At 31.6% G+C, this 13,992-nt stretch carries 11 protein-coding genes and 1 pseudogene; all 12 read right to left on the reverse strand.

What is annotated here, in order from left to right; translation table 11 throughout:
- Positions 1-23 precede the first annotated feature (23 nt).
- A complete protein-coding gene (locus U0D62_RS12785; RefSeq protein ID WP_322287694.1) occupies positions 24-1,610 on the reverse strand; it encodes a S41 family peptidase in 1,587 nt (528 codons plus the stop codon).
- A 199-nt stretch (positions 1,611-1,809) separates the two neighbouring features.
- Complete coding sequence (locus U0D62_RS12790) at positions 1,810-2,787, reverse strand: polyprenyl synthetase family protein (protein WP_322287695.1); 978 nt, start codon at positions 2,785-2,787, stop codon at positions 1,810-1,812.
- 106 nt (positions 2,788-2,893) lie between these two features.
- Complete coding sequence (gene rlmN, locus U0D62_RS12795; protein ID WP_322287696.1) at positions 2,894-3,934, reverse strand: dual-specificity RNA methyltransferase RlmN; 1,041 nt, start codon at positions 3,932-3,934, stop codon at positions 2,894-2,896.
- Between the two features lie 121 nt (positions 3,935-4,055).
- A complete protein-coding gene (locus tag U0D62_RS12800) occupies positions 4,056-4,985 on the reverse strand; it encodes a chalcone isomerase family protein (RefSeq protein ID WP_322287697.1) in 930 nt (309 codons plus the stop codon).
- Between the two features lie 407 nt (positions 4,986-5,392).
- Positions 5,393-6,442: a tRNA preQ1(34) S-adenosylmethionine ribosyltransferase-isomerase QueA gene (gene queA, locus U0D62_RS12805; RefSeq protein WP_322287698.1), complete on the reverse strand. Its 1,050-nt coding sequence runs from the start codon at positions 6,440-6,442 to the stop codon at positions 5,393-5,395.
- 157 nt (positions 6,443-6,599) lie between these two features.
- Positions 6,600-7,820, reverse strand: a complete 1,221-nt coding sequence (locus U0D62_RS12810; protein WP_322287699.1) for a 3-phosphoshikimate 1-carboxyvinyltransferase — start codon at positions 7,818-7,820, stop codon at positions 6,600-6,602.
- A gap of 1 nt (position 7,821) precedes the next feature.
- On the reverse strand, positions 7,822-8,076 hold the full coding sequence (locus tag U0D62_RS12815; protein WP_322287700.1) for a hypothetical protein: 255 nt from the start codon (positions 8,074-8,076) through the stop codon (positions 7,822-7,824).
- On the reverse strand, positions 8,076-8,402 hold the full coding sequence (locus U0D62_RS12820; RefSeq protein WP_322287701.1) for a nucleotide pyrophosphohydrolase: 327 nt from the start codon (positions 8,400-8,402) through the stop codon (positions 8,076-8,078). The genes U0D62_RS12815 and U0D62_RS12820 overlap by 1 nt, the downstream gene beginning before the upstream one ends.
- 2 nt (positions 8,403-8,404) lie before the next feature.
- Entirely contained in the window at positions 8,405-10,429 is a 2,025-nt protein-coding gene (locus U0D62_RS12825; RefSeq protein ID WP_322287702.1) for a transglutaminase, read from the reverse strand.
- 91 nt (positions 10,430-10,520) lie between these two features.
- Entirely contained in the window at positions 10,521-12,434 is a 1,914-nt protein-coding gene (locus tag U0D62_RS12830) for a DUF3857 domain-containing protein (RefSeq protein WP_322287703.1), read from the reverse strand.
- Positions 12,435-12,504: 70 nt separating this feature from the next.
- A pseudogene (dtd, locus tag U0D62_RS12835) lies at positions 12,505-12,956 on the reverse strand (D-aminoacyl-tRNA deacylase).
- A gap of 57 nt (positions 12,957-13,013) precedes the next feature.
- Positions 13,014-13,967, reverse strand: a complete 954-nt coding sequence (rsgA, locus tag U0D62_RS12840) for a ribosome small subunit-dependent GTPase A (RefSeq protein ID WP_322288401.1) — start codon at positions 13,965-13,967, stop codon at positions 13,014-13,016.
- Positions 13,968-13,992: the final 25 nt, after the last annotated feature.

Raw genomic sequence — 13,992 nt, forward strand, 5'->3', positions numbered from 1 at the left:
ATGAAAAAGGTTGTCTGACATTATTATTTTTTTTTATTAGATGTTTTAATATCCTGTAAAATCCATTTTAATTCTTCTTCTTCTTCATTCTCTGTAGTACTCTTTATGGGAACATCCGGTTTAATACCATAACCATCAGGTTCTATAGTATATGGCGCATTTATTTTCATTAGTCCTACACGCATATTAATTCTAGAATTAGGTAATTCTACTTTTGCATAAATTCCTGCCACAGTTCCATTATATGCACCACCCGTTTCTTCTCCAACAAAAGTAGCTCGTTTAGTTGCTTTTAGATGTGTAGAAAGAATACTACTTGCAGAAAAACTTTCTCCATTAATTAACACATATACTTTACCTTTATAGGCATTGGATTTGGGCTCTCTTAATTTACTCTGTCTAAATTTAAAGTAAGGTTCTCCGTTTTCGTTTTTAACCTTAAAAACTTGATATATCCCAAGTACTGGTGAAAAAATCGTAGCTACAGTTTTAGTAGCCCAAGATTTTGTATGGAAATATGGATACAAAAAACTTAGTCGCTTTGTCATTTTAGACTTCTCTATAAGCACATACTCTTTATCGGTTAGATAAGAATACAAATCATCAATCTCTACCAATCTACCTCCTAAATTACCTCTTAGATCTATTATTAAATTTTTACATTGTGCAGAGTCAATTTTAGCAAAACTCTCTTTATAAAATTCCTTGTATCCTCCATTAGTAAAACTCCTAATCTGCATATAACCAATAGGTGTATCTATATCAGATGCTAAAAATCCAAAATTTCGGTTATAATCTTTTGTTCTTTTGTTGTATCCATATCTGTAGTTTTTTTTACGTATTTTCTTTTGAGTTTCCTTAGCTATTTTTCTCTCAACCTTAGTCAGTTTTTTCTTTACTACATCTGTAGTATCTTCTTTTGGAGAACTATTCATTTTATCATAACTCACATACAAATATGTAGAATACAAACTATCTTTTAGCTTCAAATGCAATTGAATACTATCCTTTTGCTGATGGATATTTGAATAAAAAAAACCAAAACGACTCCCCACAAATTCTGGAATAAATGTCTTATTATAACCATCACTGGCATGCAATGTTTTAAAATAATCCAGTAGGTCGCTTACTTTTTCATCATCCACGGACAGCACTTCCGATTCAGGAATTAATGCTGAGTCGTTTTCAAAAACTTTTTTCACAAATAGTTTATTCCCATTTGTATAAAACGATAATGAACTGAATGGAGACTTTTTTTTTCCTTTTACTTTCCTCTCTCTTTTTGTTTGCTTTTTAGAAGGCGTATGAACAGATAAGTGTCCTTGTTTTATGTTGGTTATAACTGGAGCAAATACGCTATAGAACTCCTTGGTGGTTAATGGTTTTTTTACCTTGCTTTTCAGATCACTTATTTTCTTATCTAGCTCTTCTTTAGAGATATACCAATATATATCCGGATGCAGTTTTTTAAGTTTCTTATATGCATAATCAACATCCTTATGCAGTTCTTCTGGACTATGAACTTTACTAATTTGTTGATTGTGTTTTTTTACAGATCCACAACTAGACAGCAATATAATAGCGATATACAAAAATAATTTTCTATTCATAAATACTATTTTTATCAAAATTAATGATCTTTATTTTCTTATAAATAGACGCTAAAAAACATAAAAAGGTTGTCTGATTGATAAAAAAAATAATTCTTAATTACAGATTAGCATCAAAACTAATACCAATATCTATTTTTTTGAATACAAAAATAGATCGTATTTATTACAGGTTTGTTTTATAAATGATGAATGGAGATTATTTCTTTCGATCAATCACATAATTGACCATTAACTCTAATGAAGATTTATAATCAGAATCCGGGTGTTCTGATAAGATAGTGAGTGCTTCTTCTTTAAATTCATTCATCACCTTAATTGCATATTCTAATCCACCGCTGACTTTTACAAAATCTATAACTTCTTTAACTCTTCTCTTATCTTTGTTATGATTCTTTATCGAATTGATAAGCCATTTCTTCTTCTCTTTGGTAGTATGATTTAACGTATAAATTAAAGGAAGCGTCATTTTTTGTTCCTTGATATCTATACCTGTTGGTTTTCCTATAGCGGTATCACCATAGTCAAACAAATCATCTTTTATTTGAAATGCCATACCAATGAGTTCTCCAAATTTCCTCATTTTTTCTACTGCCTCAGATTCAGGATCTACAGAACAAGCTCCAAGACTACAACAAGCGGCTATTAAGGTTGCTGTTTTCTGACGAATGATCTCGTAATAAATTTCTTCGGTAATATCTAAGTTTCTGGCTTTTTCAATTTGTAGTAGTTCACCTTCGCTCATTTCGCGAACAGCGACAGATATAATCTTTAATAGATCAAAATCTCCATAATCTATTGATAGCAACAACCCTTTTGAGAGTAAATAATCTCCAACAAGAACGGCTATCTTATTTTTCCATAAAGCATTAATAGAAAAGAATCCTCTTCTTCTATTAGAGTCATCTACTACATCATCATGGACCAATGTCGCCGTATGTATCAACTCAATCACCGATGCTCCTCTATATGTACGGTCGTTCACGTCTCCACCAGATACCATTTTTGCAACCAAAAATACAAACATAGGACGCATTTGTTTCCCTTTTCGATTCACAATATAATGTGTGATCCTATTTAAGAGTGCAACTTTTGAAGACATGGATTGTGAGAACTTTTTCTCAAAAAGTTCCATCTCATCAATAATTGGTAGTTTTATTTGTTCTACAACTTTCAATACGTCTTACTTGATTCTGTTTTCTTAATGATTAACTCTTTTATCTAAGATGAGTTAAGTGCGAAGATAATGTAATTTGTTTTTTATGAAAACTGATACTATTAATTTATGATTTGTTTGCTAATTGACCACAGGCAGCATCAATGTCTTTTCCTCTACTTCTACGAACATTAACCACAAATCCTTTAGATTCTAAAGCCTTGATATAGTTATTAATGGCACCGTCTGAAGCTTGTTGAAATTGGCCATCATCTATTGGGTTATACTCTATCAAATTTACTTTACAAGGAACATATCTACAAAATCGAATCAACGCATCAATGTCTTCTTTTCTATCATTAATTCCTTTCCATACTACATATTCATATGTTATTCTACTTTTAGTCTTTTCATACCAATACTCTAATGCTTCTTTAAGATCATTTAATGGAAATGTTTCATTAAATGGCATTATGGAGGTACGAACTTCCTCGATTGCTGAATGTAATGATACTGCCAATTTAAACTTTACCTCATCATCTGCCATTTTTCTTATCATTTTAGGCACTCCTGATGTGGATACGGTAATTCTTTTAGGAGACATTCCTAAGCCTTCTGGAGATGTTATCTTATCAATTGATTTGATTACATTATTATAATTCATAAGAGGTTCACCCATCCCCATAAAAACAATATTAGATAATGGTCTATTATGATATAACCTACTCTCTTTATCTATAGCAACTACCTGGTCATAAATTTCATCTGGATTAAGATTACGCATTCTTTTAAGTCTAGCGGTAGCACAAAACTTGCAATCCAAGCTACAACCTACTTGCGAAGATACGCAGGCTGTGGTGCGAGTTGGTGTAGGAATCAAAACAGATTCTACTATTAATCCATCATGAAGTCTCACTGCATTCTTAATAGTGCCATCAGAACTTTTTTGCATTTGATCCACCCTTATATGGTTAATCACAAAATTATCTTCGAGCATTTGCCTGGTAGGTTTGGAGATATTAGTCATATCTTCAAAATTATGAGCTCCTTTACTCCATAACCATTCATATACCTGATTACCTCTAAAAGCCTTATCACCCTGCTCTTCAAAAAATTGTCGAAGTTCAATTTTGGTTAATGCTCGTATGTCCTTTTTCTTAGTTTTCATCTGTATGCAAAAGTAAAAAGATAATCATTCTTTGATAAAAAGAATGATCTTTTATATTAAAAAAGGCTCTCGAAAATCTTCAAGAGCCTTCTTTTATTTCTTTATTTAAAAGTATTTTCTACTATTTTACTCGTTTCCATTCATGTACTCCTCCACTGCCTTTGTATTTAACTCTCAAGATATTTCTTTCATCTTCTTCGACCCAAATTTGACAATCCGATACTTTTCCGTTTCTTATATTAGTAAACTTACCACTGCCATATTTGTTGGCACCTTTTGCCTTAAGCCCCTTGAGAATAACAAGTCCTTCTACATTTTGGTTTTTATCATCTCCCTGACATTCGTAACAAATAGCATCTCTTTCTGATTGACGCAGCATTCTTTCTATTGTTCCATAAACCTTTTTATCTATTATGTATATCTGTACAATACTAATAGCTACTCCGGTTTTTTTATCATATGTTTTCCATTTTCCTAATACAGGATTAGGATCAAAAGCTCCTAATAGATCCTTTTTTAAATCTTGATCTACAGGATTTTCGCCGAGCCATATTTTAAATAATGCTTTTTTGAATTCGAGATGATTAATCGTACCCAAAAGCTCTCTATTTCTAAATAATAATAAACCTTTACCTTTTTTATGAAGTATTTTAAATATATCAAATCGGTTAATATCTTTGGGAAGTAAATTTAAAAAATCTCTTATCTGATTTTCTAAAAGATAACTATTTCCGTCTGTGGCACGCTCTAGTCCATTTCTAACTAAATCCTTTAACTCTGGATTTGTCAAATCTCCAGTTACCTTAATAGTAAAAGCCATATTGCCATCTTTTTCGGCAACTTTAATTCCATCTTCTACTCCATCTATTTCAAAATCAAGATCAAGGTATAATGCTATGGAGTATCTTCTATCTCTTTCTCCAGCGCCATTAAGCATCAATTCAGTTTCATCAAAAGTATCCACATCATTAAACTGGACACTTCCAGCTTTAGTCTGAGCATAGGAGAAAAAGCTTATAAAGCTTAAAAGGAAGCATAATATTCTTTTCATCAGTTTATTCGTTTACAGTTTTAAAACGTTCGATGAAATCCACGCATAATCAATAACGTAGCTATTACCAGGAAATTTCCTGTCAATAAAACAGTTTAATTGTTTATGGTTCATTTCATAGGTCAGTTTTATCATAATTGGTTTAGAGGCTGTTACAAAAAACGATTTTATTTTTCAAAAAACACACATCATTTGCTGTTCAAATTTAGTCTTTTCGACAAAAAACAAAATTAATCGTTTTTTAACCTACTTATTTTTACGGTTTTACCGTAGTTTTAAAAAACTCCGCAAAATACTTATTTTTTTAACAAAAAATGAATATAACGTGTTAATTTTAATGATCCCACAAAAAAAACCACTTTTTAAAAAAAAGTGGTTTTTTCCCTTAATTGAATATTTTTTTCATTTTAGATAATAAGCATTGCATCTCCATAAGAGTAGAATTTATAATTCTCTTTCACTGCTTCTGCGTATGCTTCCTTAATAAAATCATGACCTGCAAATGCTGAAACCATCATAAGCAATGTTGATTTTGGTGTATGAAAATTAGTAATCATACAATTAGCAATACTAAAATCATATGGAGGAAAAATAAACTTATTAGTCCATCCTCTAAATTCGTTTAATGTCTTTTCTGAAGAGACAGAACTCTCTAAAGCTCTCATTACTGTTGTACCTACAGCACATATCCTTCTTTTATTGGATATTCCTTGGTTAATAGTATTTGCTGCGTGGGCTGTTATGTAAGCTTCTTCACTATCCATTTTATGCTTAGAAAGATCTTCTACCTCAACTGGATTAAATGTTCCTAGTCCAACGTGTAATGTAATTTCAGAAAAATCTACTCCTTTTATCTCCAAACGTTTCATCAAATGTTTAGAAAAATGAAGTCCAGCTGTAGGTGCTGCTACTGCTCCTTCATTTTTAGCATAAATAGTCTGGTATCTTTGCTCATCTTCAGGTTCTGCTTCTCTCTTAATATATTTTGGTAAAGGAGTTTCTCCTAAATCTGTAAGTTTTTGTCTGAATTCATCATAAGAACCATCATATAAAAATCGTAAAGTTCGACCTCTTGATGTAGTATTATCAATAACTTCTGCTACTAAACTTTCATCATCTCCAAAATACAGCTTATTACCGATACGTATTTTACGTGCTGGATCTACTAACACATCCCAAAGGCGTGTTTCAGAGTTAAGTTCGCGCAATAAAAACACTTCAATTCTAGCTCCTGTTTTTTCTTTATTTCCATATAGTCGAGCAGGAAAAACTTTGGTGTTATTAACAACCATTACATCGTTTGGCTCAAAATAATCGATCAGGTCTTTAAATTGTTTATGTTCTATTGTTTGTTCTTTTCGATTAAGCACCATTAAACGAGCTTCGTCTCTGTTTTCTGCCGGATACTCTGCTAACAACTCTGGTGGGAGGTTAAAATTGAAATGCGATAACTTCATTCTTGTTTGTTTTTTTGAAGGTGCAAATATACAATCTCACAATAGGGGTTGTCAAGTAAATTGGCATATATTTCTATCACACCTAACAAATTGTTTGTCTTGTGATTAACCAAATGTGGTTAATCCAGAGAATACTTACAGGTATTACCTCTATTATTTATGAAGTTTCAAATCCCAATTTTCTTAAATCTGACCAAAAATCAGGGTATGATTTAGACACCACATCTGCTTCTTGAATACGTAAAGATGTTCGTAACGCCAAAGGAGCAAAAGCCATTGCCATACGATGATCTTTATATGTAGCTATTGAGACATTTTCTTTTATAACATCTGATGGTTTTAATAGAAGTGTATCTTCTGTGATAACAACTATTCCTCCAAGTTTTTCTATTTCGGCCTTAAGCGCTTCTAATCTATCCGTTTCTTTAATCTTTAAAGTATGTAAGCCGGTTAAATAGCACCCAATTCCTAATCCAAAACAAGTTACTGTTATAGTTTGAGCTATATCAGGGGCATTAGACAAATCTAATGCATCTGGCAGCTTCATAGATTGATCTTCAACCTTTGTCAAAGTAATCGTATTATCTCCATATTGAGTTTCTACACCAAGGTGCTTATATATTTCTGCCAAACAAGAATCTCCTTGATAACTTTGTTTTTTATAACTTCCGATAGTCACGGATTTATTATCAGACAATGCTACAATACTATAAAAATATGAAGCTGAACTCCAATCTGATTCTACCACTACGTTACATGACTCAACACTTTTATATGGTTTGATCTGAATAACATTATTCTCAAAATTTCCTTCTACTCCAATATCATTTAATAAGCTTAATGTCATATTAATGTAAGGCACAGAAGTAACTTTTCCTTCTAATGAGATATTTAAACCATCTGGTAGTGAAGAAGCAATGAGCATCAATGCAGATATGTACTGACTACTTACATTTGCTTTTAAAGATACTTTATTAGATGTTGGTTGTTTTCCTAAAACCTTTATTGGCGGATAACCTTCTTGTTTTTCATATTTAATATCTGCTCCTAATTGTCTTAGTGCATCAACTAAAATTTTAATAGGTCTTTCTTGCATTCTGGAACTTCCAGTAAGCAATGTTTCTCTTCCATCTTTTACAGCAAAATAAGCCGTCAAAAAACGCATAGCCGTACCGGCATGATGAATATCTACAATCATCTCATCACTAGACAATGCCTTTTGCATCAACTGTGAATCATCGCTATTAGAAACATTATCAATCTTTACTTGTGGATACAGAGCTTGTAAGATCAGCATTCTATTAGTTTCGCTTTTAGACCCTGTAATCTGTAATGTTGAATTCTTTATATTGTTAATTCGGGATAAGTTCAAATCCATCTTATCGGTTTGATTTTCGTTTTTTTATTTCAAAATAGTAGGCTAGAATTATTCCATAAATGAGTCCTCCTGCAATTCGAGATATCACATATCTGATCCAACGACCATTATTAATTTTCTCTTCAATAAAAGTATCATAGGCCAATCCGCCATATTGCATAAAATGCTCTACAATACTAAAAATGATCATGAACCCTATTCCTAATCGAAAGACCCAAATCCAATATCTTTTTGAAGAAATTATGGTGGTAAACATTATTTTAATTTTTTATTATTATGATGACGGTCGTGATCTCTTTTTGCTTTTAAATCTAACTTTTTATCAAAGGCTTCTTGAAGATCTACGCCGGTTTGGTTCGCCAAGCACAAAACTACAAACAAAACATCAGCTAATTCTTCTCCCAGGTCTTTATTTTTATCACTTTCTTTTTCGCTTTGTTCACCGTACCGTCTAGCAATAATTCTTGCAACTTCTCCTACTTCTTCTGTAAGTTGCGCCATATTTGTAAGTTCGTTAAAATACCGAACCCCATGATTCTTAATCCATTCGTCAACGGCTTTTTGTGCATTCTGGATATTCATAGTTATATTTTTTTAAGGACTACTTGTTCGTTTTCTTTTTCTATTAATTGATTATAAAATTCTTTTAACGCCCCGTAATAATCTGATGTTATAATAGGTGCATTAATGGTTTCATTAACTACTATCTGCACCATTCCATTTACTACAGTAGATCTATACGAAAATACTCCAAGATTATCTGGCAACTTAAATGCTCCAGGTTTAGGAAACTCAGCTACTTCATACCCTTCCGGAATTTTAATGTTAATCATGTACATATTAGAAAAACCATACCCAAAATCTACTGGGTATTGCCTTTCATTGGATTTAAATACATTCTCTTCATCCTTCAAAAATAATAAAGGAGAAAAGAACATTTCATCTTCAATGACCTCTATCTGATCTTCGCAAGCAAAATTAAACCTTTCAGTAACACCTTTACCATATTCCTTAATTCCTTTTGCTGTATATTCATCTAATTCATTTATTGCATATCTTTTTCTAAATCTTTCTGCTTTACTTTCATCATCTTTTGCCGCGTTAGCAATTCTAAAATCATGAGCTGAATATCCCAAATGCTGTACATTAAAAATTCCTTTTACTGAACCTTCCGGATCAATTTCACATTGTAAAGAATATCTATTTGCTGATGGTTTTATTGGTCTCAAATTAATTCTTTGTGAAGTACCATTTTCATTAAGTACTCTAGCAGCTCCTCTGATAACTCGATCAGGAAGAATATTAGGCATTCCATACTTATCGGTAGCATCAAGATATATTATTTTTCCATCTGGAAATTTTACACGAGAAATCACATAATTAAACCCGTCTAAAGTAGGAAATAAAGCAATAATTCTATCACTTGTACTTACAAGAACAGGGTTAGTATCTACCCCTGCATACTCTAACATAGAGGCAAGCATTAAATTTATTTCAGCCGCATTTCCAGTCTCTTCTTTATATGCTTTTTTAACTCCTTTTCTAGTGATCACTGATCTCTTTTTATTCCAGTTCATTTTTTTCTTTACAAAATCATAAATCAATGCGGTCTTTTTGACAGCATCACTTACTCCACTAATCAAATTATCAATATCCTCTTTATAGTAGTTCGTTTTCTTTAATTCGTCTCCAAATTTTGAGTTTTTATAAATCGTTTTAACCACATCTTCCCAAGTGGTAGATCGGTAATCAATAGGCTCATTGGGAAATTTAACAAAAGACAATTCATAACTTATAGAGGATATATAATTATTTATATTTCCAGAATAAGGTTCTTCTTTAAATGCAGGAACATTATTTGATAGTATAGTATTTACATTTACTATATGATCGATACTGTTTTTAGAATACGATGTTTGGACAGATCCGCGTCCTCCTACCCCCGATCTGGTCTTAGAAGTTATCGTAATTTTATCACCATAACTAGTCTCTTTTAAGTTTACCGACAAATATCCTGTTGTAAACTTCTTGAAATTATAATATTCTGGGGTTTCTACTTTTGCTTCCAATTTCTTGATTGGAATATCGTATTGTAGATTGATTTTATCAATATTATAGATAAAAGGTGACGTGATTTTATATTTATATTCTATAACAGACCCTTCTTGTAATGTGGGCATTGTAAATTTTACCTGATTATAATTTTCTGAAAATTCACTCTTAAAAATTCCATCTTTTTTCAATTTGGTTTCAACTATTTTGTCATCAGACAAATTATACGTAACCCCTTTTAAACCACTTACTGTCTCATCATTTGAACCACTTTTATACAAATAAATTTCATCAGATGCATAATCAAACCCCTCTTTATTATACAACTTTACTCTTTTAAAAACATCGGTTACTAATTGAAATCCTACAGATTCATTAAAACTTATTCGTACTCTTTTATTTTCATAAAGTACTGCAGCATTTGCTGAGCTATCCAGTGGATATGATACTTCTGACAATTCTTCTTTTGATACTTTCCCAAATTTATATTCTTGCGCCATAGTCATAGTAGCACACAGCAAAAGAATCCCGGTTATTAGTTTATTTATGGTTCTCATTTTTTAATTACTATTTATGGTTATATACTCAGAAATTATCAATTTCATAATTATAGGTTGAAACAATATTTTCTGATTTTCTGTGGTTAATTTATTGTTGTTTTAGTACTATTTTGGATTTATCTGTCTTTTTAATTTTATTTCTGAACAATCTATATTCTTCATACTTTTCTTTTGGAAAAGTCCCATCGATTATTTTTAATGATCTTTTGAATTTAATATGAGAATCATCAATTTTTTCTAATTCGCGAGTATAACTTCCAAAAATGGTTTCTATAGATTTCTTTTCTGGTAAATTGCCAAGAGTGTATCCTTTCGGAATACTTATTACATATTCATCAACATTAACATAACCTCTGGGTATCACCAATGATGTGTTTCTATCACTATACTTAGGTAAGTTACTTTGATCACAACTAAACAGGTTTGGAGTCACCAATAAACGATTACCCGCTTTTTTGGTATATGTATTACAAGAAACCTTAATGTTTTCTGTAAATCTTATATCGTCTTTATTATCATTTAATTTTATATCATTAACCTCTAAATTATTAATGTAGCTCCATTTTTCTTTGTAGTGTATTTTTTGATCCTTCGGTGTTTTGAACTGCACTCTATAGTTCCAATCATATTCTAAACCTTCGGCAATTCTTTCAACACTTGCGATCATTGATTTATCTGGCATCAAATTGACTGTCGCTTTTGTGATCAAGGTATTTTCTTCTGGCTCATATTTTTTTGTTCTTTTGATCTCTCCTCCTTCAGGTTTAATTACTAAAACATTTCTATTATCAGTAAAATCTCCTATAAAATTAAAGGGGGTTGTTTGACTAGTACACTCTAACCAAATATCTTCATTTTCATTTGGGATATTGAGTATTACATGATTTCCTTGCATTGATGCAAAATCAGCATCGATATCTCTTCTTTCTTTAGCAAAAACAACGGTATAATATGATGGGATATTTTGACTATCTAACAAAGCTTTGGTATAATTGGTAAGGGCTTTACAATCTCCATACCCTAATCTATCTACATCACTAGCCAAAAATGGCATCCATCCACCAATACCCAATTGAACACTGATATATCTAGTTTTATTCTGAACATACTCATAAATCAATTTTGCCTTTTCTTTATTCGTAGCTGCTCCGGCAATCAGTTTACTAATTTCTACAATTGTTCCTGCAGGTAATTGATCTCTACCAGATAATAATTTTTCATATTGCCACTTTCCAAAAGATTTCCAATCTGTTGCAGATCCCTCAACTCCTTCTAAAGAGAAGTTACTTAATGCTATTCTAGCTATAGGAACCATCTCTGCATATGAAGGACTATATAATTCTGGTAATTTTGATGGTACACTAGTTATTGCATAGCTAACTTCTTGATTTGCTTTTTTTGCTTCTATTGGATATCCTTCAAAATTTGTTTCTTTAATTCTTATAGGGATTGCTGAAGGGTTTACAATTTTATAAGTTGATTTCTCAACACTTAGCCGATAAGCCAACATAGGCCACCAAGGGCGGATAAAAGCCGAAGAGCTACTTTCTACCTCACTTTCGAATGACAGCGTGTATGGATAACTAGTAGGAGTATAATTAATATACTTCATTCTATCATCATTCATTAAAGAAATACCATCATAAACACTTCTATCCTGAAAATCCTTCTTTTTATACTTTTTGATTTCTTTACCTAATGCATCATATACAGTTGCTTCGAGTCTTTTAATTTTTAATGAAGGACTATAAGATTCATATGAATCTGCATATCCATTCCCATATTTATTAAGTACCGTAACTGTTCTTTTTGTTTTTACTGTAACAGAAGTAACGGAGTTTATCTCAATTATAATTTCTTCTGACCTAACGATAGCATTAGCATCTTTTGTTAATAATGAATCGAGTACAATTGCTTGTGTACTTAAGTCGTTTTGAGCAAAGGTTTTCATAAAACCAAACAACATAACCGCCACTAAAATCAGTAGTATTTTCTTTTGCATATAAAAATTATTTTGAGGGTAAATAATCCAATGAACAACTAGACAAAGAGTTTAATCATGTTTATTGGGTTTATTCTTTGTTCTTTGTATCTATGATAATAGTAACTGGTCCATTATTTAGAAGGATACCTTCATATCAGCTCCAAAAATACCTGTACCCACTTCTTTTTCTAAATCCACTTCTAGTTGTTTTACAAAACTTTCATACAAAGGAATAGCTTTATCGGGTCTTGCTGCTTTGATGTAACTGGGCCTATTGCCTTTTTTTGTACTTGCTTGTAAAGTAAATTGACTCACAACGATTGCGTCTCCATTTACTTCTAAAATACTTTTATTCATTACATCATTTTCGTCGGCAAATATTCTCAACCTAGCTATTTTTCCAGACAACCACTTTATGTCATCGGTATTGTCTTCTTCTTCAATCCCAATCAGAATAAGTAGTCCTTTTTTTATTTCAGAAACTATTTTTCCTTCAACTTTTACAGAAGCTTCAGAAACTCTTTGAATTACTGCCCTCATTTACTATATAGTGTCTTGAACCGTAGATTTGTTACCATCGAATCTTATTTTTTTTTATCAATCCTCGGTATCATAGTTATTTTTTCGGTAATGTTCTTCTTCTCCTTCTAAGATTTGGAGATAACTTTTATATCTGGACCAAGCTATTTCTTCATTATCCAATGCTTCTTTTACTGCACACTTGGGTTCATTAATATGTAGACAATTATTAAACTTACATTGAGATTTAAGCTCAAAGAATTCAGGAAAGTAATCTCCAAGTTCTTCTTTATCCATATCAACAACTCCAAAACCTTTTATTCCTGGAGTATCAATAATTCTGGCATCAAAGCTAAGATCAAACATTTCTGCAAATGTAGTAGTGTGTTGTCCTTGTTGATGTTGATCACTAATCTCTGCCGTTTTGAGAGATAGTCCTTCTTCTATGGTATTAATTAGTGTAGATTTTCCTACTCCACTATGTCCGGAAAACATACTTACTTTACCTTCCATTAGTGCTTTTACTTTATTTACATTTTTAGCAGTTTTGGCAGAAATACCTATACACTCATATCCAATTTTTCTGTAGAGTGCAGCCAGATATTTAATTTCTGACAATTCTTCTTGGTTATATATATCAATCTTATTGAAAAGTAAAACAGTTTTAATATCATAAGCTTCTGCCGTGATTAAGAAACGATCTATAAATGTTGTAAAAGTTGGTGGATTATTAAGAGTAACAAGCAAAAAGACTACATCAATATTAGAAGCGATAATATGAGTTTGCTTTGATAGGTTTACAGATTTTCTAATGATGTAATTTCTACGCTCATCGATATGTTCTATCACTCCAGTATCCTGGTCATTTTTGGTTTCTAAAGTAAAACGAACCTGATCTCCCACAGCGACAGGATTAGTACTCTTAATACCTTTAATCCTGAATTTTCCTTTAATACGACATTGAAAAACTTTACCGTTATTAGTTTTAACGGTATACCAACTTCCGGTAGATTTATAAACAGTTCCTGTCATAATCACAAAGATGCAAATTATAAGT

The sequence above is a fragment of the Aquimarina callyspongiae genome (assembly GCF_034322225.1).
In the GTDB taxonomy this organism is placed as follows: domain Bacteria; phylum Bacteroidota; class Bacteroidia; order Flavobacteriales; family Flavobacteriaceae; genus Aquimarina.